This is a genomic window from Bradyrhizobium sp. USDA 223 (assembly GCF_044909005.1).
Lineage (GTDB): Bacteria > Pseudomonadota > Alphaproteobacteria > Rhizobiales > Xanthobacteraceae > Bradyrhizobium > Bradyrhizobium yuanmingense.
In genome coordinates this window covers 4,248,434-4,273,381 of sequence record NZ_JBIYDR010000001.1, presented here as the reverse complement: position 1 = coordinate 4,273,381, position 24,948 = coordinate 4,248,434, and the positions used below count along the sequence as shown (strand labels likewise).

Genomic DNA, 24,948 nt, shown 5'->3' with positions numbered 1-24,948 from the left:
CAACGGGTTGCTGAACGCCTTTGGCGCCGGCGTCGCTCCGATGCCCATCTGTGCTCGCGCGCTTCGCATTTCCTGTGGGGTGTTGATCCTGCGGGCGCCGAGCGCCGGCCTCACCAGCTTCTACCACCTGATCAATATTGACCAGCGCGTCGTACCTTAAATTGCTACGCTTGATCCATCACCGCGCGGCCCTCGGCATCTGTCGGTGATGAGAACGCTGTCGCGCTCCCGCCTTCCCTGGGAAAAGGAGCACGCCATGCAGCGACGCCGTCTGAAGCAAACCACCTCCTTTGAAGAACGCCTTGCCGAGCATGGGCGAGCCCTTCGTCAAAAGGCAAAGTCGCTTCCGCCAGGTATCGAGCGGGACCAAACAATTCGCAAAGCTCGGCAGGCGGAGACCGGGGCCCAAATCAGCGAATGGCTGTCCACACCCGGATTACCGGCTCCCGAATGAAGGAACGGGAGGTCGTCCGGGGCGTTCCTCCCGCATGACCGAGCCACTTCCAGTTCTCATTGAAAACTCGCTTCAGATAGCCTGGGACTTCCTGGACCGCTCAGGTGGGATCGCCGATCCTCAGCAGGCGGCTGAGATCCTACTTCAAAGTATCAAAACGCAAATTCTCAAGGGAGAGAGCCGCACCCTGATGCTTTCGAATCGGGCCATCGCTGCGTTCGAGCAGCATCAGAAAGCAGCATGATGTTGCGCGCGGATCCTGCTGGCAGGCCCGCGCGCCGGCTCACGATCATTGCGTTCAGTCCCGGTCGTTCGCCTCTTCCTTGATCACGGGCGGTGTGTGGCCGAGCTCAATCTTTTGAGCCAGTTGCGCCCGCTCCTTGTCTGCCGGCTAATCTTCTCCGCGTACGCGCATGATGCCGTGGTCTGATGTCTTGGTCATGGTGACCTCCTGCCGGACCAAGCCCGGCTTAACCACAACGTTCCAAATACGGAGAATGCCCCGCCGCCGCGGGCGGAGCGGTCGCGTCATTCCGGTTGCTTCGCCACAATAGGCCGCCGCCTCGTTCTGAAACGTCGCCTCAGCCGCTTCCATTTCATCTCGATCCAACGCAACATGGCGAGGAGAGGCTTTTGCAGGATCGGCATGTCCTGCGCGATGAGAAGAAGTCCAAGGGGGAGCATCCAGAGGCCGAAGAGGGGCAAGAAGCTGAAGATGCCCCCGAGAATGAGTCCCCCCGCAACGATGATCCGGATCCAGAGTTTGGATGGCTCCCGCAGCCAGCGAATGAAAGTCCCGACTTTCGTGGGCACTGAACGCTCGATCAATGTGAAGTATCTGTTCAGCCCTACTGTGACGGAGGCCATGCCAAATCCGATTCGCGTGAGTGTTAAAGAACCGCATCGCAAAATTCTGCTCGGAACTAAACCGGCTGGGGGCGAAGTGTTCCCAGGTCGTGGTTGGGATCGGCTTTCTCGATTGCGGGAGCCAAGCGACTTCACAAGAGATGCGCCATCAAACAAAAGCCGCTCGGGCGTTACACCGAACGGCTTTTCTTCGCGGCTCCCAGTCTCCTGGTTCTGCCGCCCAACTCAAGCCGCCTCCTCACCCCTTTGTTCCCTCGGGCGTCCGGCTGTCAGCTAATCGGTGGCGCAGATGAGACGAACGATGACTCTCCGGCTGCCGCATTCTTCAATGAGTGCAGAATTCCAACCTGCCCTAGAGCTGTCTCTGGGGCGGCAGATGGTTCGAAGAGGTTCATGGGCCGCCCCCTGTTCATCCGTCCGCGCCGCCGTTTGACGAAGGGGCGTAACGCTACGTGGCCGTCTTCGGTAGGTGGAGGTATCCCGCGTCGAAGTCTCCGACTTCCTGGAGCCGGGTCCAATCAAGCACCGTCAAGTGCCGGCTTTCGAGGTTGATCAAACCCAGCTTGCGCAGCTCCTGGAGCACGCGGTTGACGTGAACAATCGAAAGACCCATGGCATCGGAAAGCTCTTCCTGCGTGATCGGCAGTTCGCATGAGTAATCTTCCACAAGGCCCATGGCTCGCGCACGGACGATATATTCGCACATAAAATGCGCTGCCCGGCCTAGCGCCTGCCGACGTCCGATATTGGTGATCCATTCGCGGAACATCGCCGCATAGATAAGTGTTTCACGCCAGAGGGCCGCCGCGACGCGGGCTTGGCGTTCGCACAGGCGCTGCAGATCCTCGTGCTGAATGAAGCCGACCTTGCAAGCCGTGATCGTTCCGATGCTGATGTCCAGCGTCTGCAGGTGCAGGCTCTGAAGGTCCGGCATGTCGCCCGTGATGTGGAATGCGAGGATCTGGCGCTTGCCCTCGCCTGTCATTTTGAAGGCGCAAGCCACGCCATCGGCAATGACGAAAGATCGGCTCGGGCGATCCCCCTCGCGTACGATGTCCTGATGGGCCTCGATCACCCTCTGATCGATCGGGAGCGCCAGTATCGCCTTCCGCTCTTCGTCAGAAAGCGGGAAGACAGTTTCCAGCTTGCGGATCAGCGGGTGAGTATTCCTTACATTGGCCGCAGACACTTGAAAGAGCCTTCGAGATCAGTTCCACAAATTAGCATCGTTGCTGTCCCTGAGTCTGTTCCTTTTTGACGATTTAAGCCGGGTTCCGTGAGCAGCGGTTCTTCTAGGAACGGAGTGGGATGGCGAGTATTGTCGCCTATCTCCCGTGACCATCAGGCGATCTGGAGACTGAGAGATGCCACGCGCTCCCCGCCAAAATGAAGGAGCGTCCCATGCCGCGCTATCATTTTCACATTATGGACGGCAAGGCTGGTCTCGATCACCACGGCACCGAGCTTGCCGACCTAAATGCTGCAAAGGAAGAGGCCGTAAAGCTGGCGGGTGAAGTCCTTCGAGAGTCGAAGCCGGGCGACATATGGGAAATCAAATCCTGGAAGCTTCTCGTCAATGGCTATCCCTCGCCCGAGACGGGCCGCACTTATTTTACGTTGGCCCTGTCCGCGGCGGATGATGTGTCTGCTTGACGGGCCCCATGCCAAACCGCTGAGGTCGTCAGAGTGTCTACCCATATTCATGCGGATCAGGAACACGACATCATATACCCGCAGGTCCTTCCGTTTCTGCTGATCCACGCCGGTTGCCTCCTGGCGACATGGTCGGGCGTCTCGTGGCCAGCGGTTGCGATGTGCATCGTCTTATATTGGTTACGCATGTTCGCGATCACTGCTGGGTATCACCGGTACTTCTCGCATCGAGCCTACTCAACGAGCCGAACGTTCCAGTTCGCTCTTGCGTTCCTCGCCCAAAGCAGTTCCCAAAAAAGCGTACTTTGGTGGGCTGCGAAACATCGACATCACCATCTTTACTCCGATACGGAGAAAGACGTGCATTCGCCAAGCCAAAAGGGCTTCGTTTACAGCCACGTCAGCTGGATTTTCGATCGGCAGCACGATGCGACCGATTTGACGAAGATTTCGGACTTTGCGTCGTATCCTGAGTTGATGTGGCTGCACAAATTCGAGCTTTTGCCTGCGATCGTGACGGCAGGTCTTTGCTTCCTCATTGCGGGATGGTCAGGACTCGTGGTCGGATTCTTCTGGAGCACCGTGCTCCTGTATCATGCAACGTTCTGCATCAACTCCCTTGCACATGTTCACGGCCAAAAGAGATATGTTACGGGTGATAACTCCCGCAACAACTGGCTTCTGGCTCTGTTTACGATGGGCGAGGGGTGGCACAACAATCATCACGCCTACCAAAGCAGCGCCAAGCAAGGCTTTCGCTGGTGGGAGATCGACGTAACTTATTATATTCTGGTGGCCTTATCCTGGCTCGGCATCGTCTGGAACTTGAAGACGCCGCCGGAGCAGGTTCTCCGCAACGAGCAACGCTTGGGATCTCGTGTCATCAGGCGGACAGCCGAGCAACTTGTTCGTCGTTTCAATCCCGAGGGCATCGCACTGGCGATCAGATCATCGGTCCATCAGACTGACTTGTTCCCGAGGGACGTTGTCTTGAAGGGGCACCCTCGCGTGGACATGCATCTGCCCCACATGCCGACTCGCGGCCAATTGCTGGCGGAGGCCCGCGTGATGTTCGCGAAGACGACTTTCTTGGATGATATCGTCGATCGCGCTCACGAACTCCTGTTCGCATCGGTCGCTTCCTACTTGGCCGTTCCGCCTCTCGTGGCCGCCAAAAATCCAGATCTTGAACGAAAACGTAGGATTGTGCGCGGGCGACCGCATGTAAGACCAATGTGAACTGGCAAAATCCGGCACGCGAGCTCTTTCCTCACTGAGGCCGTTTCGCTCCTGATGAGGACCGCCGGAGCGTTGACTTCTCAGCCCAAGAAGGTTCGCACCTTTGTCACGGCGTCGTAAATTTCGATCTTGAGCTTCGGGTAAGTCGATTTAAGTGTGCGGCCCGACGATTCCGCAGCTTCCGCTGTGTCAAACCTCGACTTGAAATGCCCGTCGACAATGACCACAAATCCGTCCGCTGGCGGTCTGTCGGCACGTGGCGCTTTCGGCTCGGGCTCGTCAACTGAGTGAACTGGTTTTTTCATCGGAACTCCCATGAATCGCAGAAGCGTGGCAAGCGGCTCCCTGAGACCGACGGCATGCCGCAAAAGAACACTTATGCCGGCATCAGGGGCTGGCAGCCGAGTTGCGTCTCAGAGCAGACAGCAGACAGAGGGCACAAGCTTTGCCGCCGCCAGGCTCTGACAGGAACGACTCTCCCGTCCTGAGGTTGTCGTATTGGTCTGTGGCGCGATAACTGACCCCTCAGCTCGCGCCATCCACCCGGGATGGCTCATCGTGGGACGCGCGTCTTGCGATGAGTCGATTCTCGGAAGGGTGTCTCAGTTGGTCCTCAGGTTCTTTCCGCGGCTCTTCGAAGAGGCAAAGTCGCGGGCGTTGTCGGACCTATTCGGCGGGCTTCTCTTTGCGCGGAGACGGGAGCGTTCGATTTTCGTCAGTCTGCTCCGCGTCACCGGGCTTTTTGCCCGCCATATTTCCCGGATTGTAGTGATACTTACCTTCCGTATTTTCGCCGGGCTGCTTCTCATCCGGGCTTCTGTTGTTGTTTGCCATTTATCCAGTCGCTTTCTTGGCAAGAGTAACAAGGTTGAACAAGACCAACGTCCACATGTTCCACGCGATCATTTCTTGCCGCCAGCGCGCTGGGCCGATTAATTGGGAGTGACCTGGACCGGCGACAGCGACAACGAAGCGCTCCAAGGTACGTTTGGAACGAAGACTCGGCACCGACGGTTGACGATAGCCTGCAACATTTCTCAATCTCCCTGAGGCATCGTGCAGACCACCAGAGGTACTGCACATGGAACTCCCGCGAACACGCTCGCCCTCGCTCCAATCTGACTACACCACTCCCTTGCGGCGACATCCTGCGCTTGCGGCCTTTGCAGGGGCAGCTTCCCTCCTCGGGGCCATGGCGATCGTAAATGGGCGAGTCGCCAAGAAAGCGGAACGCGATAACCCGCCTCGCGGGCAGTTCTTGGAGATCGATGGCGTCCGACTGCACTACGTGGAACGCGGCAACGGCCGTCCGCTTGTGCTCCTGCACGGCAACGGCAGCATGATCCAGGATTTTGAATCCAGCGGCTTGATCGACCTGGCGGCCAACCGGTTTCGGGTGATCGTATTCGACCGCCCCGGATTCGGACACAGCTCGCGGCCGCGGAACGTGATATGGACCCCGGAAGCCCAGGCCGATCTGTTCAGAAAGGCGCTTGATCGGCTGAGCGTTCAGCGGGCGATCGTGCTTGGACATTCGTGGGGTGCGGCGGTCGCTCTTGCGCTGGCAACAAGACATCCGTCATTTGTCGAAGCTTTGGTGCTCGCATCAGGCTACTATTTTCCAACCGTCCGTGCTGATGCGGCGGCATCTTCGATGTCTTCGATGCCCGGGATGGGCGATGCGATCAGTCACACGATCTCGCCGATCGTCAGCCGCCTCTTGTGGCCTTCCATGTTGCGAAAGATGTTCGGTCCGCGGCCAGTCCCTGACAAGTTCGTCGGTTTCCCCAAGGAGTTGGCGTTGCGACCGTCACAGATGCGTGCCAGCGCGGCGGAGGCAACGTTGATGATCCCCGCTGCATTTGAGTCGTCGAAGAGCTACGACCAACTCAAGATGCCCACCATCATCATCGCCGGCGATGAGGATCGCCTCATCGATATCAACAAGCAATCGGTCAGACTTCACGGCGAGATCACTCACAGCAAGCTGCACCGCGTCGCTGGGGCAGGGCACATGATCCAACAGTCTGCCACGACTCAGTTGATGGCGGCCATCGATGAAGCCGCTGCCGCGACCGATATTGGCGGGAATGCGCCGCACCGGTTCGCGAGCGCCTAGGAACGCTCCGGCGGGGACACGTGTTGCACCTTATTCTTCAGTTGGCGAAGAGGCCGGCCGCGGCCGAACCGCCAGCCGGACCGATTGCTTGTCTGGCTAGAGGGCTGCCGCTTCCGGCCGTGCGAAGCTGACTCAGCGGTCGGGGGCAAGCCCCCGTATCGGGATGGAGAAAAGGGTCGTGGTCTCGCTGTCAAAGTTGCCGCATGAGCCCCCCTCGTCCCCAGGGCAGAATGTCAGCGTGCCGCAACCGGCTGTCTCGCCACCGCAGGCGGCCGACGATATCGAAATGCCGCTGCCGTCCAGTCCGCAGACCTTCTTTCTCGGTAGTTTGCTGACCCTGGCGGTGCTGGCAGCTGTTCACGCGGCAAGCTCGATCATCTTGCCCGTGGTGCTCGCCTTCGTGCTGCAGCTCATTCTGCAGCCCGCTGTGCATCTGCTCGAGCGTATAGGTCTCCCCCGTGCCATCGGGGCGCTCTTGGCGATCCTGGTGGTGGTGGGAGGGCTCGTGGGCTTTGTGGCAGCCTTGTCGCTACCGGCCGCGACTTGGGCGGAGAAATTGCCGGAGGGTCTACCTCGTCTCGAAACTCACCTGGTCGTCCTGAAGCGGCCGATCGAAGCGCTCCAGAAAGTCATCCAGCAGGCCGAGCACGTCGCCGACGCTCCCGACAGGAAAGGTGCCATCGTTTCGGTCCGCAGGGATCTCGGCCTCACCGGCGCGCTCTTCGCTGGAACGCGCGCTGTCATCGACGGCCTGTTTACGACCGTGCTGGTGCTCTATTTTCTCCTGGTGGCAGGAGACATCTTTCTACGACGTATCGTCGAGGTCCTCCCAAATTTTCGCGACAAGAGGCAGGCGGTGGACATCTCCCAGCAGGTCGAAGCGGACATATCCGCCTATCTTCTTACAATCACGGCCATGAATGCTGCAGTGGGTGTTGCAACGGCCGTTGCGATGTATTTCTGCGGACTTGGAGACCCCCTGCTGTGGGGAGCCGCGGCCTTCCTGCTCAACTACGTTCCAATTCTGGGACCGCTGCTGGGGACCGTCATTTTCCTCCTGGCCGGAATGTTGAGCTTCGACAGCTTGTGGTGGGCCCTGCTGCCGCCGGCCCTCTATTTCGGCATCCATCTCGTCGAAGGTGAAACCCTGACGCCCCTGCTGCTTGCCCGACGCTTCACCCTGAACCCGGTGCTGGTCATCCTGTCGCTGGTGTTCTGGTTCTGGATGTGGGGTGTGCCTGGCGCGATCCTGGCCGTTCCGATGTTGGCCATCCTCAAGATCGTCAGTGATCGCGTACGCCCGCTCAAGGCTTTGGGGCACATCCTCGAAGGCTAGTCCGGTGTCCGCCGGAACGCGGCCGTTGCAGTATGCAGGCTATGCCAGCGGCATTGAGAAACTGAAGCGGGTCTCGGCGGGTGTGGATGCGACGGTCAAAGCACCTCCATGGGCTTTCGCAATCTGAGAGGCGATGTAGAGTCCCAATCCAAGCCCTTGCTTGCTCGCACGAGCCTTGCCCCGGAAGAACGGCTCGAACAGCTTGTCCATCACGGTTTGCGGAATAGCCGCACCCGCATTGGTGACCCAGAGCTCGAACGATCCATTCTGCGTCTCGGCGTGAACGGTGATGGGCTTGTCGGCCGCACCATGTGTCACAGCGTTGCCGAGCAGGTTGGAAAGGAGCTGGCCGATGCGGGTGCGATCGCAGTTGACCGGCCCATCGATTGCAAACTCGGATTCGATGACCCGACCGGGCGAAGCAAGCCTCAGTTCGTCGATCACCTGGGCGAGGACGGGCTCCAGCGGTCCTCTCGCATCATAGTCCAGGGTGATGCCACCGCCCAGACGACCGCGTGCAAAGTCGAGGACGTTGTCGATCATTGCGGCCATGCGCATGACTGTGGTCTGCATCATGGCGACGATGTGGTGCTCCTTCTCACTCTGCACGGTTCGGCCGAGGAGCCTCGCGCCGGCGCTGATGGAGGCGAGGGGATTGCGGAGATCGTGACCGAGAACGGCGATGAACTGTTCACGCAGTTCGGACGTTTCGTGCTCGAGCAGCAGCACCTCTTGCGTCGCCTTTTCGGCCGCAATGGCCGATTCTCGGCCTGCCAGGAGCTCCTGTTCGTAGCGCCGCCGATCGGTCGCCTTGATCAACGCGAGACGGATGAGCAGCAGCTTTCCATCCGCATCGCGGCGCTCATTCGCGTTGGCGATCATGTGGAGCGGCTCACCGGCAGCGGTCGCAAGGTCGATCGCGAATTCGTTGAAGAAGCCCTGCATCCGCAGCAGCGGCGCGATATGGGTTTCGTAGTAGATGCGGCCCGGCATGGTCAGGAGATCGCTGAATCGCTCGCCGACTATCTGGTCTGCCGCGTGCCCGCTCCACGCCAGCAAGGTCAGGTTGACGTGCGCGATACGGCCGTTCGCGTGCAGGGTGACGTACCCGCACGGTGCGTTGTTGACCATGTCCTCGAAGTCTGGACCGGAGGTGCTCACGAGACGAAAGCTCGCATCGCCGCGATGACCTGGTCGGGCGCGCTGAGGTTCGGGCAATGGCCGGTCGCATTCAGGACGAGCATCCGACCGTCGGGAATATTGCGGACAACAAACGCGCCGACCTCCTGGGAGGCGATGATGTCCTCCTTGCATTGGAGGACGAGGACTGGAACGGAAACTTCCGCGAGATCCTTGCGATTGTCGGAGGTGAAAGTCACACGGGCGAACGCTTTGGCAATATCGGGGTCCGTGCGGCAGAAGCTGTTCGTGAGCTCCTGACCGAGTTCGGGCCGGTCGGGATTGCCCATGATCATCGGCGCCATCTGTGTTGACCAACCCATATGGTTGGATTCGAGAAGCGCGAGCAATTCATCGATCTGCTCGGCACTGAACCCGCCAACATATCCTTCGTCGTCGATGTAGCGGGCTGAAGGGCCGATGAGCACGAGCTTGCCAAACATGCCTGGCGCTTGTCGCGCCGCCAGCACGCCAATCATGCTGCTGACGGAATGTCCGACGAAGACGCAATCCTTCAAACCTAGCTCGGCGCCGATTTCGACCACGTCGTCGGCGTAACCGGACAAGGTTGAATACTTGGCCCAGTCATAGGCCGACAGATCGGATCCGCCGGCGCCGACGTGGTCGAATAGAACCGTCCTGAAGTCCCTTTCGAACGCCGGAGCCACGAACCGCCACATGTTCTGATCGCACCCGAAGCCGTGGGCGAAGACCATCGCCCGGTCGCCCGCGCCACGAACGTGAACGTTATTCCGTTCGGTTACATTTGCCATAAAGCCTCCCTTACGCATCATCGTGCAGTTTTCTATCTTTGCTAAGCGCAATGCGGCCCTGGCCAGGAGCACTCGTCGAGCTTTGGCTCCAGGGCAGCGTCTCGGTTCTGCGTCGCCCAGATCAGAACCATCAGGAACATCGTGATTTCCTACCCGTGTAGATGACCAGCTGCCGGATATCGCTCGAGCCATCTGATGCAATCTGGAACGGCCCCAACGCCGGGACAGTTCCAGCGGGAAGCTGGCCGCGCTTCAATGGAATGATCTGGCGAGATCAGAGCCCGCGACTGGCGACGCGCGAGGCGCGTCCTGCGAACTGTCGATCCACTCCGCGTCCGAAAGTCACATCTTCGATCTCGAGGCGGTGCATCTGGGATGCTGTAGTTGACTGCTGTTCACACTGATGACGTCTCAGCCATTGTCATGGCGCGCCCAATGTCGCTTGACCGACGAGACCCCACGCCATCTCGAAATCATCTCCTGGGCGGAAATGTGCCACGAGTGACGGCTCCACTTGCATCCGCTTCATCGTCGCGCCGAACCAGATAGACCAAAGGCGAGTCGTCCGCAGCTCTCTCCGTCTTCGCGTCGACGTAATACACTTCTTCTGCTGGATCGGCGCGACGCACCCTAATCGGAGACATCCCATCCCAAAGCGGTCTGTGTCCGAGCGTCATTCGCTTCAAGTCCTCTAGGAGCCATTGCTCCTGGCCGAGTTCTCTGGCCTGGAAAAGCGTGGCAGCCATGAGCGCTAAGATCGGCTGGCCATCGATCTCCAGCACGAACACGCCCGCAGGTAACTCCTCGGTTTTCACTGGCACCATCATCTGAACCACTCCTTTTCCTCGGCCGGTCGAAGCGGTCGAGCCCCCCGGGGCGAGATTCGGGCCTCTTGTCCGTCGACGCTTGCGCTCCGTACGTTCCTCGTCCGATGTAAGGCGCATCGCCCGCTTGTCGAACCGCGCCTGGCACGGCTGGCAACGAGCCGGCGGCCCCTAACTTTATCTTGTCTTGCAATGCTTGACTTCGTCATCAGGGACAGCCGGTTCACCGCTTGCGTCTGGCAAGGCTTCGCAAGGAAGATGCGATTTGCCGCCGCTGATTCCGGTCAGGTCCCGGCGGGAGCGTCCGAGCAAACCGGAGCATCTGATGGCGCAATTGAACGAGTTGCGAGACGCTGTAGCCGATTTGTTTGTCTGTTCGCTTGCACAGAAGTGACGGCATGACCATGGCCAGGCGGCGCGCTGACTTTCCCTCACCGAGGGCTACGGAAGTCATATTGAAACCTGGCTTGTCGCCTTGCTGGTCAATATTGCTCACTCGCAAGTAAATGTGCTGAATCCGGCGAGCCGGAAGCGTACGCTTCGGTCGCTGCCTGCCTTCAGGATGTTAGGCCAGCCTATGAAATGCCGGGGGTAATGCTTCTCGAACCAGTTCACTTAGATCCAAGGTCTCGCCACTTTCGGAAATGTCAGAGAACAGGACCTCCACGAAGGGATGTTGGCGGTTGAACGCGGCACCTCGCTCGTATTTCGCGCGCACAATCCGTTGAAGTGCGGGGAGGTTCAGTCTGCCAAGCGCATTGTATTGATCTCGGAAAAGACTTTGACGTCCTCCAAGATGCTCGACGGATTCTGCCCAGACGTCCATCACCTTCCGGCTCATGAATGCCTCGACCTGCTTGTTCCCATCCCGTGCAATGAGTCGGAGCCCGTCCATCGTGTGCGGTCCTTCATCGATTCGAAAGTGCGCAAGTGGCATGGAATCCTCCTGTTGTCGGCGACCTATTCAGGCCGGCAGCCTGTCGCGGGGCGTTGCACTCAATTGGCCCAATGGTCCGATCAGACACACAGGATATGGGTATGGAAGCGTCGAATAGCGAGGGGGTGCAAAGCAGGGCCCGCAAGGAGTTCGGGCGCTGCCTAACTCCATGGTGAGCTATATTGACCAGCGCGTCGTGCCGCCGGGTCGGCATACTTCCATGCTCAATCGTAAAGTCGTGCCACGCGCAGGGCGACCGTCGCTTCGCCCGAGAATGCCTGCTGATGGGCGCGCAATGAGCCGCGCCCTTTGGAAAGTGGCTCTTCCCTAGAATTGCGAACAATCAGGGAGTAAATTCTGCCCAATAGGGCCGCTGCCGCAAGGTCTGGCCGGCAAGGAGCAACCGTTCGTCGCTTGGTCAAGAAAGCCGTTCCCTGGCAGCCGATCGAAGCGAACAAGTTTGGTCGATTCAAAGGAGTCCACGCGTGGCGAAGCCGTCCAAGGACACGTTCGATCCCCAACATTTTCTCGGCAAGGTGGGCGCCGGCAAGGCCATTCTGACGTTTCGCAAGAACCAGCATGTGTTTCAGCAGGGCGACGCTGCTGACTCGGTGTTCTACATTCAAAGCGGCAAGGTCAAGCTAACGGTCGTTTCGGAGCAGGGCAAGGAGGCAGTCGTCGCCATTCTCGAGCCCGGTCAGTTCTTCGGCGAGGGATGCATGAATGGTCATCCTCTGCGGATCGCGACGACAACGGCGATGGAAGATTGCGTCATCACGTCGATAACCAAAGAAGCGATGATGTCGGCTATCCGTGAAGAGCCGAAATTCTCCCAGCTGTTCATTTCGTATCTGTTGACCCGAAACAGCCGGATCGAGGAGGACCTGATCGACCAGCTATTCAATTCCAGCGAACGGAGGCTGGCTCGCCTGCTGTTGCTGCTCGCGAATTTCGGCAAGGAAGGCAGTCCGCAGCCGATCAGTGCGAGCATCAATCAGGAGACACTGGCTGAGATGATCGGGACCACGCGATCGCGGGTCAGCTATTTCATGAACAAATTTCGAAGGTTGGGGCTCATCAGCTATAATGGCCACATCGAGGTCCACAACTCTTTGTTGAGTGCGGTGTTGCACGAGAAGCCCGTGCTCAGAGAGCGCGACTAGAGAGACTCCCAAGCGACGGCCCCAGAGCGTGGGGGCGCAATGAGGCCGTCATTTCCTCGGATGCTGTGGGGGGCGTTTGCATCCGGTCGTCCTTACCAAGTTGCGCCATCGACATTCGTTCCGGCAGAAGCTCAACTCGCTTTCGTACGGTCAAGTCGAGTCGCAAGTCCGGGATCATTTCTCTGGAGCGATCCAGGGCTCAGCCTCACTTCATCCTGTGCTCACGAATGGATCTCGTCGGTCCACACCTTGAAGCTGACCAAGGTGTTAGGGCCAAACGTCTGGGTAATCGGCACGTCGGCCGCGTCACGTCCTTGAGCGATCAGCACACGTCCAATCCGGGGGACGTTGTTGCGTGGATCGAATGTGTACCAACGTCCGCCGATGTAGGCTTCGAACCATCCCGCGAAGTCTCCTGGGGCGTAGGGGGGAGGCATGCCGATGTCGCCGAGATAGCCGGTGCAGTATCTGGCGGGAATGTTCATGCAGCGACAGAACGTGATGGCCAGATGCGCGAAGTCTCGGCAAACGCCCTTGCCTTCGTTGAAGACGTCCCGGGCCGTCTTGGTTGCGCGCGCGTGTTCGTAGCCGAATTGAATGTGATTGTGAACGAAATCACAGATCGCCTGAACACGGGCCCATCCGGGCGAGACCTTCCCGAAAAGTTTCCACGCGACATCGGACAGATGATCGGTTTCGCAATAGCGGCTGCCGAGCAGATATACGATCGTCTCTGCCGGCAAGTCCTCGACCGCGTGTTGGGTAGCCGAGGGCACAACGACGTCCGGCAAGCCGGTGTCGCGAACGATCCCGTCAGCGGCCAGGCGCATTCGACCGGCTGGAGCAACGATGCGGCTGCACCAATTACCGAAGCCGTCACGATAGGGGACGATCGCAACGGAGGGCGTGGTGGTCAGATAATCGGGCACGACGACGTCCGATGCCCGAGAGAAATGAACGCCCAGGACCATGATCATGGGTGTGTGCTGCGGAAAGTCGTAGATCATCTCATAGCCGACCCGGATCTTCACTCGGCGTCCTCCAAAGTCGACAAATTGCCGCGGCTGCTTCGATCTCGATCGTGCCTATCGAGCGTGGCGTTCGGAAGTTCCAACGCGCTGGCGGGGGGCGTGTTCCTGCCTCTTCATTGAGCGACATTACGACAGAGCCGCCGCTGTTTTGACGTTCACGTCCACATCCATCCCAAGCTCGTCCTCACGAGCTCCCCAATAAGTGCCGAACAGGGGAATGGCCTGGCTTGGGACTCTGGCCACCGCCACGCGGATCAGATCGCGGTTTCCGACGATTCCATTGGTCGGATCGAACTCGACCCAGCCGGAGCCGGGGACGTAGATCTGGCACCAGGCATGGGTGGCTCCCCCGCCCAGCCAGACAGGACCATCGCGATCCGGTACGTAGATATAGCCGGTGATAAAGCGTGCGGCGAAGCCCAGGCTTCGCGCAGCTTCAATCATCAAGACGGCAAAATCCCGGCAGGTGCCCTTCCTGCGTTCGAGTGTCGTAGAAGGACTTTGCGTTCCTGGGCCGTGCGGCGGTCGTAGGCGAAGCCATCCGAGATTGCTTCATTGAGGGTCATCAGGACCTGTCCGGTAGAACGTCTGGTCCCGCGCACGAGAAACGTGTCCAGCCACCTGCCGAGATGGTCTTCCGGGTCTGAGAACCATCTCTGAACATAGGGTGCCAGGTCGGGCGCCTCCTCCGCCTGATACGCAAACGGATGGTCCTTCGCGTGGTCCTCAATTCTGAAGTCGGGCGCGTTCTCCGGCGTGTGGTCGACCTTGATGACACACTCGAATCGCAAATTGTCGCTGTCACAGCCAAACTCGACCTGCGCAACACAATTCCCGAAGACATCGTGCAGCCACCTCACCTCAGAAGGCTCGGGCGTCACATTGAGCGAGAAATCAATCAGTCGCTGGTCGAAACTATCGCGCGGCCGTGCCATTAATTGATGTCGGCCGAGCCTGACCGCGCGCCGGTACCGATATGTCGTGATATGCCGGACGAGGAAGATCGCCATGGTACCGCCGATCGACGAGAGGTGAGAGCTTGCTCGCTGGCCGCTTGACGCGGAGACCGGACGATGGTGGGTCCTCTCACGCGCCTCGGGCGTGGCCAATCATCCTACGAATACCAGCTTTGATCTGCCAAGCCTGGAGCGGCTTACCATAGAACTCGCTGCAAGGGGGAAGATCGATGCTCGGCGGGTTCAATTTCTCGGACATCAGGATGAGGTCGATTGCCGGCCACCGTCTACGCACGGTGTGCGCAAGGCCTATGCCGTCTATGCTGCCCGGCAGCTGGATGTCGGCGCAAACGAGCGCGATGTCGGATCTGGAGCTCAGGATTGCGAGGGCTTCGTCGGTATCCAGCGCTTCCAACGGCGTGTAGCCGGCGTCTTCCACCATGCCAACTGCGCGCCTGCGGAGCACCATCTCGTCTTCTACGACGAGAACGAAGGCTGGAACGCGTGATGGACCGAACGTCATTGAGACTCACGGCTGCTGTGGGTGCGCACCGATGATCGGCACGCCCCTCTATGGTTCCTGTCTCGCTGCCGCATCCCTTTATCCGTTGAGATGCAATTTCATGATCTCAGAGAGTTGCGCCGCTGCGGCCCGCGGGCGGCTACCATTGAATGAGCACCGCACCAGCGATCACAAACGCGAAGAAGATCGGCAGAACGACCGGCGGCACCAGCCACTCGCGCAGTCCGAATTTTGAGATGTTTGACATATTGACCGCCTTTTGGTCGCGGCGGGAGCACGATGCTCTCAGTCACCGATAACAGCCGGGAAGCACGCGGTGATATTCAAGATATAGTGCCCGTCCGCGGAATAGCGAGGTCAGGCAGAAACTATTTGCTGTGACAGGGCGAACGGGATTGTAGTTCGCTTTCCACGTAGCCATCTAAGAGTTTGCGGGCGCCTCAACGCTCTTCCAGCGCCAGGTTTGGCACCGTCGCTCGCAAGGGCGGTCGCAGATCGGCCGTCCAAAAGGTAAATCGCGTCGAGCTGGCAAGGCAAGGAAGTCACCTTTCCACAACGGATCGGCTCCGGCCACATGATCGAGTTTCCAAACCATAGCCGTTCATACGACCGCACGCGGCGTGCCGTACGGTTCTGGGGACACGATAGCGCCATTGAGGCATCGTTCTTCATCGAAGAAGAAGCGCTGAAGCGAATTCAACCCGATACCGGTTACGATGAGTCGAGCCTTCTCCACGCTTTCGATTCCAATCGGGACTTGATATGCGCCGCCGCCGCCAAGGTGTACGTTCGCGGTACCAGGGGCTCTTACGATCTGGTCGCCGGCAATTTTTGACCCGATCGGCGCCTGTTAAGGGTTTCGCCCCCGAGCCAAATGAACCCCTCTGCCTCTGCCTGTAGGCAGATGGAGTCTCCGTCTGTTTGTCGGTAATTCTGAAAGATAGACTTCATCCGGCGGCGCGGCAGTGCCTTTTTACCGGCAAATCATGAAGCAACCGGGGCGACTACTGGTAGTTAATAGGGTTTAGCTCTGTCCTATTAGGGCGCGGACTCATTAGCACGCAGCCATTCGGATTGATGCGAGCTTGACGAACGCCAGATAGTTGGCTGGGAGTTTGTCATATCGGGTTGCGACACGCCGACTTTGCTTGATCTTGTTGAAGAACCGTTCGATCAAGTTGCGCGCGCGATACAGATACGGGCTGAAGCAGATCGGGTCTTTGCGATTCGTTTCGGCGGAATGTTCGCCCATGCTCCTTGCTGGCGGGCAAGCTCCCTGATCCAGTCCGCGTCGTATCCACGATCCGCGAGTAACATGGTTTGTGGGAGCAAGGCGCTGAGGAGAACCGAACACAGCCGATTGTCATGCGCTTCACCGGGCGTGAGCGCGAGATGGACCGGCAGGCCATTGGTGTCCACCACCGCGTGAATCTTGCTAGTGAGGCCTCCTCGCGAGCGACCCATAGCTTGATGATTGTTGTCCGAGATACACGCTCCGTGCTGGTGCACGCGCACGACGGAGGTGTCGATCATCTGCACCGCCGCATCATGACCGGCGGCCAGCGCATCCATGATCCGGTCCCAGACGCCCGCCCGTCGCCACCGCACAAAGCGATTGTAACAAGTGGTGCGGGGACCATAGTTCTCAGGCAGGTCGCGCCATGGGGCACCTGAGCGGAAGACCCAGAAGATGCCACTGAGCACGCGACGGTCGTTCACACGCCGAACCCCACGCGGTTTGTTCGGCAGCATCGGTTTGATGGCGGTCCATTCGTAGTCGCTGAGTTCGTAGCGCCTGATTCGAGACTCCGGTTGTGGAGCTTGAATCACGTCTCGGGCAGCGCCACCAAGCCGCAATGACCGGTCGCGGTCCTGCTAATGCTCTGAATTTACTTCCGCTCCGGCGGCAAAAAGACATTATCGGACTTGCTGCTGGCCCGGCCGCGTCGCGAATGATGTAGTGGACGACGCCCGCTCCCGGCATCGAGTGTGCCAAAAGGGTGATCGTTGAACAACGAATCACCGGAGGGGGTCGTCCATATGCAGGTTAGCACCATCGGCGTTGATCTCGCCAAGAACGTGTTCCAAGTGCACGGCGTGGATAGTTCGGGTAAGGTCGTCATCAGCCGTCAGTTGCGGCGCAAGCAGGTCGTCGACTTCTTTAGCAAGATTGCTCCTTGCCTGGTCGGCATGGAAGCCTGCGGAACCGCTCATCACTGGGCGCGTGAAGTCTCCAAGCTCGGTCATACCGTGCGTCTGATGCCGCCGAGCTACGTGAAAGGCTATGTCAAACGGTCGAAAAATGATGCTGCCGACGCAGCCGCCATCTGTGAGGCTGTGACACGCCCATCGATGCGGTTCGTGCCGATCAAGTCGGCCGATCAGCAAGCCTTGCTGATGTTGCATCGAACGAGGGATCTTTAATCCGTCAACGCACACAGCTGATCAATGCGCTCCGAGCCCACCTTGCCGAGTTCGGCCTCGTTGCGGAGACGGGACGGGAAGGTCTCGCGCAGCTTGCCGCGATCATCACGGACGAGAGTAATCGCGAAGCTCTTCCGTCCGCGATGAAACAGGCGCTGCATGCCATTGTCGATCAACTCGTTGCCCTGGAATTGCAGGTCGGGGCTCTGGATCGGGCCATCCCCGCCCATCATCGTGCCAACGATATGAGCTGCCGCCTCGAGACCGTGCCGGGGATAGGCGTGATCGGGGCCACCGCCATCGCTTCCACCGTCACAGACCCGAGTGTCTTCAAATCCGGCCGGGATTTTGCAGCATGGATCGGACTTGTGCCGCGGCAGCACTCGACGGGCGGCAAGGAGCGGCTCGGCGGCATCTCCAAGCAGGGAGATCGCTATCTCCGACGGTTGCTCGTCGTCGGTGCAACGGCGGTTGTTCGACACGCCCGGCAGTATCCGCAAAAGCATCCCTGGGTCATGAAGCTGTTGGGCAAGAAGCCGGCCAAGCTCGTCGCTGTTGCCGTTGCCAACAAGATGGCGCGCATCGCTTGGGCGATCATGGCCAAAGGGGGACACTATCGAGCGCCGGAGCTCGCTGCAGTCACCTGAAGAGGCTTGGCAACGGGAGCGTGAGGCGACGGCGGAGCAAAACGATCGAATTGCGAGGGTGATGATGGCGTGATGCGAAACGGTCGAGCCGTCGATTGGGACAACCCGCTTCTGGGTCATGGGCGTCAAAGCCCGTGCGAATGATTGGGACCCGATCCGCGGATTACATCAGGGCCAGCGGTCATGGTGCCGCGCAAACAGGCCGGACACATGACTTGCACCCGACCGCAAGCGGAACGTTAGATTCTTCTTGCAATGAGGGCGTCGTCCACACATGACCCAAAGCAGGCCGGCGAACGCTCTATAAGGGGTAAATTATCTGCCTAGGAGGCAAGGGACAGCCCTTCGTACACGCGGCTTGCCACGGGACGCTCTTCGCGGACTTATTGCTTGGAACATGACCCATGCGCCCGGATTGTCCTTTATCACCGGCTTCTACCAGGCGTCCGCTGACTGAGAGACACGACAGCGCTCCCCGCCCAGACGGAGGAGCACCATGCCCCGCTATTATTTTCATGTCTTGAATGGCAAGAACTTTGTCGATGACGTTGGAACCGAGGCTGATGACATCGAGGCTTTGAAAGCTGAAGCAGTGGCATTCGCAGGCGGAATTCTGAAGTCTGAGCGGCCCACGGATATGTGGAGGGGAATAGCGTGGCAGATGAGGGTGACCGACAGCCCGGTGCCTGATGGCGGTCAAACTCACCTTACACTCTCCGTAACAGCGACGGCCTCCGAGTAATCTAAAGGGTCTATAAGACCGCACACGGCAACTTTTCCGCACGCAATGCGTATTACGGTCATGAATCGTCAGCGGCACAAGCAAGTCCTTGAATAGAAGTTGGAGCCCTGTCGCGAAATGGCGCGGCAGTTTCCGATCGGGCTACGGCAGAGTTGATCCGGGAGCTAGAGGCTGATCTTCGAAAGCAACTTAGCGCCCTCGAAGAGAATAGTGATACCTCTTAGCCAGGGCGCACACCACCTGTTGGAGACCTATCCGTCTTGCCGCCTTCAAGGTGCAGATAGTTGGGATTGAAGTCGCCGAATTTACGTAGACGATCAATGTCGGGGATGGTCAGGACATGTGATTCAAGGCCTATGAGGCTCTGGCGTCGCAGGGATTGCAGGGCCCGATTCACGTGAACGGTAGACAGTCCCATCGTGTCGCCCAGCTCTGATTGCGAAATCGGCAGAGAGAATTCGCCGTCCCTAACAAGGCCGACCGAGGCCAGCCGCAGGTGAAGCTCGCAAAACAGATGAGCGATGCGCTGAACCGCGTCGCGCTGACCAAGATTTACCAGCCACTCCCTTAGGGTTGCTTCATCGACAAGGTTCGACCACAACAGCGCACGAGCAATCGCCGGGCGGCCAGTTAGTTCCAAAACTCTGGCACGAGGAATTGCGACCATTTCACAGGGGGAGAGGGTCTCAATTGAATGGTCCATCGCCTTCAGGATGAAAATGTGCAAATCGCAAAAGTCGCCTGGAACAAGATACGCAAAAATCTGACGCCGCCCGTTTGCAAGCACCTTGGAGCGACAGGCGAAACCGGAGAGTACGAGGTGAACGTCGCTTGGCGCATCCCCCTCTTGGATAATGCTGGTCTTTGCAGGGACCGATCGCCGTCCTGTTGCAACCGCGTCAAGAAGCCGCCTGTCCTCAGCAGGAAGCTCGCCAAACAGCTCCAGCTTGCGCGTAAGAGGATTTGGCACTTCAATCTCCTAATGGGACAGAGCTAAACCCCATTAACTATGAGCAGCCGTCCCGGTTGCTTCGCGATATGCCGGTAAAAAGGCACTGCCGCGCCGGATGAAGTTTATCTTTCAGGCTTACCGACAAATCCCTCTACCTCACCTTGTCGGCATTTGGCCCGTGGCCGACTTTGGCTCGCGGTGCAAGTTGTCCGCTTTCGGCAGATGATCCGACCAACTCATGCAGCCCAACGAAGGCTATGGCGTGCTCCTTGTCTTGAGCCCCCTTGCCAGCTTCTCGTGCTGGCAGGGCCGGAGCACGGTCGGACCATTCCATTAGCGGGCATCCCACCATCGCTACTAACCCCTTTTGGGACGCAGTTTGAGCCGGTACGATACCGCCACCTGAGCCTGGGGCGGACCATGAGGCGACGCGAATTCATCCTATTGACTGGAAGCGCAGCGCTTTGTTCGTTCTCGTCGCACGCGCAGCAGGCGGGAAAGTCGCCCCGGATAGGCTATCTTGGCGTCACGTCACTTTCCGATAGGCCACCTCTACTCGACACGTTCCGGCAAGGGCTGCGCGAGCGCGGGTGGATTGAAGGCCAGAATATTGTCATCGACTATCGTTTCGCAGAGGGTCGGCTCGACCGGCTGCCCGACCTTGCGGCCGAGCTGGTGCGTTGTGGATCGCGATGTGGATAGGGACGCGATGCGATCCGCACGGATACAGGGCGATCCTCCGCGCGATCGTGAGGGCTTCATCTCCTGATACCTCGAATGCAGAAGGTAGCGCGATAACCGCCGACATGACGATTTGAGGCAGACGCTCGCGCTGCGAAAGCGGCGTCCGCACCTTTTGAATTTCCTTTACGTCGAGAGCATATGCGAGTGCGGCAGGATCGAGGTACATTGCGGGCGCATCGGGCGGTAGGAGCACCTCCACGTGGGCCAGATCCCCTCGCAACGCTGAGTAATCGAACGCTGCGATCTCGGGTCGAGGGTCCATCATGATCGTGCGGCCCGAATAGGCGAAACTCTTTGTCACGCCACCGGTGACGGTGAGGCTGATCGGTGTCGCCCGCACGTACGGAATTGCCAAGGTGCTGTTCTTTCTCGCAACTTAATATATTGAGCGTGTCGGCAATTCGGAAGCCTGCACGCCGGACAAGATTCTAGCCTTGGCGTTTTTCCGGCATCCATGGTGTCGTAGCAGAATGGATGGAGGAGAATTCCATGAAGAAGGTTGCTACGCTCATACGTGAAATCGAGATCAACAACAAAAAGTTGGCGCTATTGCAGAGGGATCACGCCCGCATCGGGCAGGAGATTTCGGATTTGGCCGCATCCAACAAGGTGAAGATCATCGAGCTCATCGGGACCACAGTTGAAAGCATGGATCTTAGCCAAGTGCCGATCGACCTGCTCGTTTCGAGAGTGTCAAAGTTGACCGAGGGGCTGATTCAGGAAGATCGAGTCAGCGAAGACGATACAGCGGTTTTCGTGAAGTTCGGGCGCAACGCCTCGGCGGCGAAGCGCCAGGTGCTCGTTTCGGCGGGGCTCCACTGGCACGGCCGGGATGGCGGATGGGTCGGCCGGGTGACCGAAGGGCAGCTTGCCAGCCTGCGTAAGACGTTCGGAGACCGCGTGAGCGCGTTGAAGGGTGAGGATGCGGGCGATCCCCTTGGGGAGCCGCCGGCTGGCGCTCCAGGCGAGGTCTCTGCCGACGTGGCGGCCATCGTGCCTTCGGTCGAGGCCGATGAAGGGCACGGAGAACGAGCAACTGATCAGGTCCAGCCTGCACCCAGTTTGGGGCTGCCGTCCTTCTCGTTTCCGCGCCGTCCTGTGCAGCCCTGAGTGACGCCCGGGCGCAATCCATGGGATGGTGCCCAGCTGCCGTGCTTGCAGGCTGCAGCACTGAGGTGCTACACACCGGACCGGTGTTGCCTGATTTAGTTAGGTTTTTCAGGTGCGTAGCTGCAACGGCGATGTGGCCCAAATCTAGGTGGGGTCCCTCCCGCCCCAGCCAGCACTCAAAGCTGCTGAGTTCACTTATATAAACAGCGCTATTTCCGCCAATTTTCTTGGGTGCGTTTGGAAATTGAGTTTCTGGTGCTCGGTCTGGACTCGAACTAAACGACCGTTGGCTTATCTCCGTGGGTCTCATCTCCCAACATATACTGCGGAAGCTGCTCGGGCAGGTCCGTTAAGCCCTCATCGTAGGATGGCGCATTGCGGCGAACAAATCGGACATGGCGGGCGCCTCTCCTGCGCGCGGGTGTGATGGGCTTTGACGGCGTGAAGTAGTTCACGAGCCGCAAGCATCGCCAGGGGTAGCGTTCCTCGGGGTCGTGTCCCCTGTGGTGGTGTAGCTCGGTAGAGCAAAGCCGCCCGTACGCGCGCCGCAGATAGCGCCGTAGCGGGCGGGCGGCTTTGCGGTGGTCACCGGCGGTTCGCCGATAGGGTCGGGTTGCTGACACCAACCTGATTCGAGGAACCACCGATGACCGATGAGATGATGAACCTCCGCACGCTCGTGGAGAAGACCCCCGATGCGGATCTGCTGCGCGAGATGATCGGCTTTGCGGCCCAGCGATTGATGGAGCTGGAAGTTGAAGGCCAGGCCGGGGCCGCCTACGGCGAGAAGAACCCCGAGCGTCTGGCACAGCGCAACGGCTACCGCGACCGGACCTGGGAGACCCATGCCGGCACGGTCGAGCTTCGCATCCCCAAGCTGCGCAAGGGCTCCTACTTTCCAGGCTTTCTGGAGCCGCGCCGGATGGCCGAGAAGGCGCTCACCGCCGTAGTGCAGGAAGCCTATGTGCCAGGCGTCTCGACCCGCTCGGTCGACGATCTGGTGCAGGCCATGGGGATGAGCGGCATCTCCAAGAGCCAGGTCTCACGGCTGTGCGCGGAGATCGACGCACGGTGTCGGCCCGGTCCGCAAATACTCGATCGGTGCGGCGCTGCTCGACAAGCGCGACCCATCCAAGGTGCTGGCACGTTCGCGCGAGCCGCTATTGCGGCCTGAATCATCCGAGCGCGAAGGATACGTCCCTAACGTCGTTTATACTTGTGGCGGGATGCGGCACAACAACCAGATCATTCTGCCATATGCCGTGTCGGACACATTCTCGAATTTCGCAACGATCGAGATTTCCGAGCTCATGGACGCGATGAAATGCTAGGCGCGGCCTTCGTGGTCGTTGGCGTCAACCGTGTTTCTCAACAACTCGTAGGAACCTAATAGCCAGCTAATGCGAGCAAGGGCGGAAGCACCACTCTCCTGACGTGTTCGTAGCCATCGAGAGGATAATAACAGAGGAATCCAGATGCGTTACATCCAGCTGGCCTTCGATTGTGCTCACTTCCTATTCGAAACGCCACTCGTCTAGCACCCTCCGTGGACTTGACTCGATCCGCGCATCTTAAGCTGATCTCAGGAGCATACATCCAATTCAATAGCTCCTTTTTTTCCCGAGCTACTCCTGCGCCGTGACAGCGGGCCGCACGCTAATTCTTGCGAGCTCGCGACGCTCGTCGTCTGTCAGTTGCCAATTCGCGCACTGGCTGCAAAGCTGCGCGAAAACGTCGTGCAATTGGCTTCGGGCGACCCTGACGATCTCGGTATCGTCGAATTCGCAAGACTTCAGGAAAATTGGCAAGGTAAAACTGGTCTGACGGCTATCGAACTGAAACGTCAGGCGAATGTCCTCGCCACGTTCATTCGGCAGAATCATCTCGATGCGTGCGATCGTAATCTCGAACATATTGGTCGTGTCCCCGGAGGTGATGTAGCTCGGTAGAGCAAAGCCGCCCGGACGCGCGCCTCACCTAGCGCCGTAGCGGGCGGGCGGCTTTGCAGTGGTCACCGGCAGTTCTCCGGTAGGATCGGGTTGCGACACGCCAACCCAACCGAGGAAAGCCGACGACCAACGACATGATGAACCTGCGCACGCTCGTAGAGAAGACCCCAGGCGCCGATCTGCTGCGCGAGCTGATCGGCTTTGCTGCCCAGCGTCTGATGGAGATGGAATTCGAAAGCCAGACCGGGGGCGGGCTACGGCGAGAAGGCCCCGAGCGTCTGGCCCAGCGCATGGCTACCGCGACTGGATCTGGGACCCGGGCCGGCGCGATTGAGCTGCGCATTCCCAAGCTGCGCAAGCGGTCCTAATTCCCGGGCTTCCTGGAGCCGCGGCGGATGGCCAAGAAGGCGCTCACCGCCGTGGAGCAGGAAGCCCATGTGCAGGGCGTCTCGACCCGCTCGGTGGACGATCTGGTGCAGGCGATGGGTATGACCGGGATCTCCAAAAGCCAGGTGAGCCGGCTCTGCGGCGAGATCGACGACAGGGTGAATGTGAATAAGCCGAAGTTCGCCCCCCATCGGCTTACAACATTGACCCCATACGTGATGAACATTCCCGTGATCGTTCAATGAATTCGGCTGTGTTGGCGGGGGTCAACCTTCGGCGCCGATCGGGGTCAAACCGCGCGCCGAATAACAGCGGATCTCTGAAAAGGCCGTGCAACTCAAAGCAGAGAAGAGCATAAGATTGCAGAACTCACACCTTTGCATCCCGGCTCCCTAGCCGCCGCGGCCTTGGCAGTTGTGATGCTCTCGGAATATCGATTCAGCACGGTCTTGTACGTCCCCTGCGGCGGCTTATGTGCTGATTAGCACTTGCTGGCCACGACTGCTATTTCATCCAAAGCAACAACAACCAGAAAACAGGAGGACAGCATGAAGTTCCGTCCGCTTCACGACCGCGTTGTGGTCAAGCGCATCGAAGCCGAAGACAAGACCACTGGCGGCATCATCATTCCGGACACTGCCAAGGAAAAACCCTCGCAGGGCGAGATCACGGCGGTTGGTCCAGGCGGCCGCGACGAAGCCGGCAAGCTGATTCCGATAGACCTCCAGGTCGGCGACCGCGTGCTGTTCGGCAAGTGGTCCGGTACTGAGGTCAAGCTCGATGGTCAGGAACTGCTGATCATGAAGGAAAGCGACATTATGGGCGTTCTCGTCGATCTGCCTGCCGCGAAGAAGAAGGTTGCCTAAGCACCAGTCAGTTTTCCTCATCCTGAGCCGTCGGCGCAGCCGGCGTCTCGCAGGATGAGGCCCGCAAGTTCAA

The 24,948-nt window shown here is 59.2% G+C and carries 24 protein-coding genes and 6 pseudogenes; 15 read left to right on the top strand and 15 right to left on the bottom strand.

Annotated elements, in window-relative coordinates; all coding sequences use genetic code 11:
- Positions 1-256 precede the first annotated feature (256 nt).
- Together ABIA40_RS19745 and ABIA40_RS19740 are read left to right on the top strand one after the other, a co-directional pair.
- Positions 257-454, top strand: a complete 198-nt coding sequence (locus tag ABIA40_RS19745; protein ID WP_074448665.1) for a hypothetical protein — start codon at positions 257-259, stop codon at positions 452-454.
- A gap of 34 nt (positions 455-488) precedes the next feature.
- On the top strand, positions 489-698 hold the full coding sequence (locus ABIA40_RS19740; protein WP_018642493.1) for a hypothetical protein: 210 nt from the start codon (positions 489-491) through the stop codon (positions 696-698).
- A gap of 284 nt (positions 699-982) precedes the next feature.
- On the opposite strand, the gene ABIA40_RS19735 is transcribed toward ABIA40_RS19740, so the two are convergent.
- Together ABIA40_RS19735 and ABIA40_RS19730 are read right to left on the bottom strand one after the other, a co-directional pair.
- A complete protein-coding gene (locus tag ABIA40_RS19735; RefSeq protein WP_074448664.1) occupies positions 983-1,321 on the bottom strand; it encodes a hypothetical protein in 339 nt (112 codons plus the stop codon).
- 448 nt (positions 1,322-1,769) lie between these two features.
- Positions 1,770-2,510 (bottom strand): Crp/Fnr family transcriptional regulator, encoded by a 741-nt coding sequence (locus tag ABIA40_RS19730; protein ID WP_018642496.1) that lies wholly within the window; start codon positions 2,508-2,510, stop codon positions 1,770-1,772.
- Positions 2,511-2,722: 212 nt separating this feature from the next.
- On the opposite strand from ABIA40_RS19730, the gene ABIA40_RS19725 reads away from it, so the two are divergent.
- Entirely contained in the window at positions 2,723-2,974 is a 252-nt protein-coding gene (locus ABIA40_RS19725; RefSeq protein ID WP_036003776.1) for a DUF6894 family protein, read from the top strand.
- A gap of 33 nt (positions 2,975-3,007) precedes the next feature.
- Entirely contained in the window at positions 3,008-4,213 is a 1,206-nt protein-coding gene (locus tag ABIA40_RS19720) for a fatty acid desaturase (protein ID WP_145642267.1), read from the top strand.
- Positions 4,214-4,293: 80 nt separating this feature from the next.
- On the opposite strand, the gene ABIA40_RS19715 is transcribed toward ABIA40_RS19720, so the two are convergent.
- Entirely contained in the window at positions 4,294-4,518 is a 225-nt protein-coding gene (locus ABIA40_RS19715; RefSeq protein ID WP_081494506.1) for a hypothetical protein, read from the bottom strand.
- Positions 4,519-4,879: 361 nt separating this feature from the next.
- Entirely contained in the window at positions 4,880-5,047 is a 168-nt protein-coding gene (locus tag ABIA40_RS19710; protein WP_404542924.1) for a hypothetical protein, read from the bottom strand.
- 247 nt (positions 5,048-5,294) lie between these two features.
- Here ABIA40_RS19710 and ABIA40_RS19705 point away from each other — a divergent pair, with 247 nt between their 5' ends.
- On the top strand, positions 5,295-6,332 hold the full coding sequence (locus ABIA40_RS19705) for an alpha/beta fold hydrolase (protein WP_145642264.1): 1,038 nt from the start codon (positions 5,295-5,297) through the stop codon (positions 6,330-6,332).
- A 163-nt stretch (positions 6,333-6,495) separates the two neighbouring features.
- Entirely contained in the window at positions 6,496-7,668 is a 1,173-nt protein-coding gene (locus ABIA40_RS19700) for an AI-2E family transporter (protein ID WP_404542922.1), read from the top strand.
- 39 nt (positions 7,669-7,707) lie between these two features.
- Here ABIA40_RS19700 and ABIA40_RS19695 read toward each other — a convergent pair whose 3' ends face one another.
- The 4 genes from ABIA40_RS19695 to ABIA40_RS19680 all read right to left on the bottom strand — a co-directional run bounded on the left by ABIA40_RS19695 (position 7,708) and on the right by ABIA40_RS19680 (position 11,381).
- Positions 7,708-8,829: an ATP-binding protein gene (locus tag ABIA40_RS19695; RefSeq protein ID WP_404542920.1), complete on the bottom strand. Its 1,122-nt coding sequence runs from the start codon at positions 8,827-8,829 to the stop codon at positions 7,708-7,710.
- Entirely contained in the window at positions 8,826-9,620 is a 795-nt protein-coding gene (locus ABIA40_RS19690; RefSeq protein WP_404542918.1) for an alpha/beta fold hydrolase, read from the bottom strand. Before ABIA40_RS19690 ends, ABIA40_RS19695 begins: the two co-directional genes overlap by 4 nt.
- A gap of 473 nt (positions 9,621-10,093) precedes the next feature.
- Complete coding sequence (locus ABIA40_RS19685; RefSeq protein WP_404542916.1) at positions 10,094-10,447, bottom strand: hypothetical protein; 354 nt, start codon at positions 10,445-10,447, stop codon at positions 10,094-10,096.
- Between the two features lie 562 nt (positions 10,448-11,009).
- On the bottom strand, positions 11,010-11,381 hold the full coding sequence (locus ABIA40_RS19680; RefSeq protein WP_018642506.1) for a hypothetical protein: 372 nt from the start codon (positions 11,379-11,381) through the stop codon (positions 11,010-11,012).
- Between the two features lie 485 nt (positions 11,382-11,866).
- Between ABIA40_RS19680 and ABIA40_RS19675 the strand changes: the two genes are divergently transcribed.
- Positions 11,867-12,544 carry a Crp/Fnr family transcriptional regulator gene (locus ABIA40_RS19675; RefSeq protein WP_018642507.1) on the top strand — a complete coding sequence of 226 codons (678 nt, stop codon included), beginning with the start codon at positions 11,867-11,869 and terminating at the stop codon, positions 12,542-12,544.
- Positions 12,545-12,765: 221 nt separating this feature from the next.
- Here ABIA40_RS19675 and ABIA40_RS19670 read toward each other — a convergent pair whose 3' ends face one another.
- From ABIA40_RS19670 to ABIA40_RS19660, 3 genes and pseudogenes are all read right to left on the bottom strand, one after another.
- A complete protein-coding gene (locus ABIA40_RS19670; RefSeq protein ID WP_041953380.1) occupies positions 12,766-13,575 on the bottom strand; it encodes a transglutaminase family protein in 810 nt (269 codons plus the stop codon).
- A gap of 126 nt (positions 13,576-13,701) precedes the next feature.
- A pseudogene (locus tag ABIA40_RS19665) lies at positions 13,702-14,585 on the bottom strand (transglutaminase N-terminal domain-containing protein).
- A gap of 76 nt (positions 14,586-14,661) precedes the next feature.
- Complete coding sequence (locus tag ABIA40_RS19660) at positions 14,662-15,054, bottom strand: response regulator (RefSeq protein ID WP_018642510.1); 393 nt, start codon at positions 15,052-15,054, stop codon at positions 14,662-14,664.
- 574 nt (positions 15,055-15,628) lie between these two features.
- Here ABIA40_RS19660 and ABIA40_RS19655 point away from each other — a divergent pair.
- Positions 15,629-15,889, top strand: coding sequence for a DUF1488 domain-containing protein (locus tag ABIA40_RS19655; protein ID WP_018642512.1), 261 nt, complete (start codon positions 15,629-15,631; stop codon positions 15,887-15,889).
- 206 nt (positions 15,890-16,095) lie between these two features.
- On the opposite strand, the pseudogene ABIA40_RS19650 reads toward ABIA40_RS19655, so the two are convergent.
- A pseudogene (locus tag ABIA40_RS19650) lies at positions 16,096-16,806 on the bottom strand (IS5 family transposase); the annotation flags it as partial.
- A gap of 288 nt (positions 16,807-17,094) precedes the next feature.
- On the opposite strand from ABIA40_RS19650, the pseudogene ABIA40_RS19645 reads away from it, so the two are divergent.
- Positions 17,095-18,125, top strand: a pseudogene (locus ABIA40_RS19645) (IS110 family transposase).
- Between the two features lie 496 nt (positions 18,126-18,621).
- Positions 18,622-18,867 (top strand): DUF6894 family protein, encoded by a 246-nt coding sequence (locus ABIA40_RS19640; RefSeq protein ID WP_145628328.1) that lies wholly within the window; start codon positions 18,622-18,624, stop codon positions 18,865-18,867.
- Between the two features lie 220 nt (positions 18,868-19,087).
- Here the strand turns inward: ABIA40_RS19640 and ABIA40_RS19635 are convergent, their stop codons facing one another.
- On the bottom strand, positions 19,088-19,837 hold the full coding sequence (locus ABIA40_RS19635; protein WP_404542914.1) for a Crp/Fnr family transcriptional regulator: 750 nt from the start codon (positions 19,835-19,837) through the stop codon (positions 19,088-19,090).
- Between the two features lie 595 nt (positions 19,838-20,432).
- A complete protein-coding gene (locus tag ABIA40_RS19630) occupies positions 20,433-20,918 on the bottom strand; it encodes a hypothetical protein (RefSeq protein ID WP_404542912.1) in 486 nt (161 codons plus the stop codon).
- Between the two features lie 134 nt (positions 20,919-21,052).
- Here ABIA40_RS19630 and ABIA40_RS19625 point away from each other — a divergent pair, with 134 nt between their 5' ends.
- From ABIA40_RS19625 to ABIA40_RS19615, 3 genes and pseudogenes are all read left to right on the top strand, one after another.
- Complete coding sequence (locus ABIA40_RS19625; RefSeq protein ID WP_404542910.1) at positions 21,053-21,673, top strand: hypothetical protein; 621 nt, start codon at positions 21,053-21,055, stop codon at positions 21,671-21,673.
- A gap of 646 nt (positions 21,674-22,319) precedes the next feature.
- Positions 22,320-22,745 (top strand): annotated as a pseudogene (locus tag ABIA40_RS19620) (transposase); the annotation flags it as partial.
- Positions 22,738-23,004: pseudogene (locus tag ABIA40_RS19615) on the top strand (glycosidase); the annotation flags it as partial. The pseudogenes ABIA40_RS19620 and ABIA40_RS19615, both read left to right, overlap by 8 nt.
- Before the next feature lie 294 nt (positions 23,005-23,298).
- Here the strand turns inward: ABIA40_RS19615 and ABIA40_RS19610 are convergent.
- Positions 23,299-23,586 (bottom strand): hypothetical protein, encoded by a 288-nt coding sequence (locus tag ABIA40_RS19610; protein WP_404542908.1) that lies wholly within the window; start codon positions 23,584-23,586, stop codon positions 23,299-23,301.
- 170 nt (positions 23,587-23,756) lie between these two features.
- On the opposite strand from ABIA40_RS19610, the pseudogene ABIA40_RS19605 reads away from it, so the two are divergent.
- Both ABIA40_RS19605 and ABIA40_RS19600 read left to right on the top strand, forming a co-directional pair.
- A pseudogene (locus ABIA40_RS19605) lies at positions 23,757-24,170 on the top strand (transposase); the annotation flags it as partial.
- Between the two features lie 387 nt (positions 24,171-24,557).
- Positions 24,558-24,875 carry a co-chaperone GroES gene (locus tag ABIA40_RS19600; protein WP_247419046.1) on the top strand — a complete coding sequence of 106 codons (318 nt, stop codon included), beginning with the start codon at positions 24,558-24,560 and terminating at the stop codon, positions 24,873-24,875.
- Positions 24,876-24,948 lie beyond the last annotated feature (73 nt).

Bases quoted from the DNA above. Each gene is read 5' to 3' on its own strand.
- ABIA40_RS19655 (WP_018642512.1), top strand. From the start codon at position 15,629: ATGATCGAGTTTCCAAACCATAGCCGTTCATACGACCGCACGCGGCGT.
- ABIA40_RS19640 (WP_145628328.1), top strand. From the start codon at position 18,622: ATGCCCCGCTATTATTTTCATGTCTTGAATGGCAAGAACTTTGTCGAT.
- ABIA40_RS19660 (WP_018642510.1), bottom strand. From the start codon at position 15,054: ATGACGTTCGGTCCATCACGCGTTCCAGCCTTCGTTCTCGTCGTAGAA.
- ABIA40_RS19625 (WP_404542910.1), top strand. From the start codon at position 21,053: ATGAAGAAGGTTGCTACGCTCATACGTGAAATCGAGATCAACAACAAA.
- ABIA40_RS19725 (WP_036003776.1), top strand. From the start codon at position 2,723: ATGCCGCGCTATCATTTTCACATTATGGACGGCAAGGCTGGTCTCGAT.
- ABIA40_RS19715 (WP_081494506.1), bottom strand. From the start codon at position 4,518: ATGAAAAAACCAGTTCACTCAGTTGACGAGCCCGAGCCGAAAGCGCCA.
- ABIA40_RS19710 (WP_404542924.1), bottom strand. From the start codon at position 5,047: ATGGCAAACAACAACAGAAGCCCGGATGAGAAGCAGCCCGGCGAAAAT.
- ABIA40_RS19680 (WP_018642506.1), bottom strand. From the start codon at position 11,381: ATGCCACTTGCGCACTTTCGAATCGATGAAGGACCGCACACGATGGAC.
- ABIA40_RS19610 (WP_404542908.1), bottom strand. From the start codon at position 23,586: ATGTTCGAGATTACGATCGCACGCATCGAGATGATTCTGCCGAATGAA.
- ABIA40_RS19745 (WP_074448665.1), top strand. From the start codon at position 257: ATGCAGCGACGCCGTCTGAAGCAAACCACCTCCTTTGAAGAACGCCTT.
- ABIA40_RS19735 (WP_074448664.1), bottom strand. From the start codon at position 1,321: ATGGCCTCCGTCACAGTAGGGCTGAACAGATACTTCACATTGATCGAG.
- ABIA40_RS19705 (WP_145642264.1), top strand. From the start codon at position 5,295: ATGGAACTCCCGCGAACACGCTCGCCCTCGCTCCAATCTGACTACACC.
- ABIA40_RS19685 (WP_404542916.1), bottom strand. From the start codon at position 10,447: ATGATGGTGCCAGTGAAAACCGAGGAGTTACCTGCGGGCGTGTTCGTG.
- ABIA40_RS19600 (WP_247419046.1), top strand. From the start codon at position 24,558: ATGAAGTTCCGTCCGCTTCACGACCGCGTTGTGGTCAAGCGCATCGAA.
- ABIA40_RS19690 (WP_404542918.1), bottom strand. From the start codon at position 9,620: ATGGCAAATGTAACCGAACGGAATAACGTTCACGTTCGTGGCGCGGGC.
- ABIA40_RS19740 (WP_018642493.1), top strand. From the start codon at position 489: ATGACCGAGCCACTTCCAGTTCTCATTGAAAACTCGCTTCAGATAGCC.
- ABIA40_RS19700 (WP_404542922.1), top strand. From the start codon at position 6,496: ATGGAGAAAAGGGTCGTGGTCTCGCTGTCAAAGTTGCCGCATGAGCCC.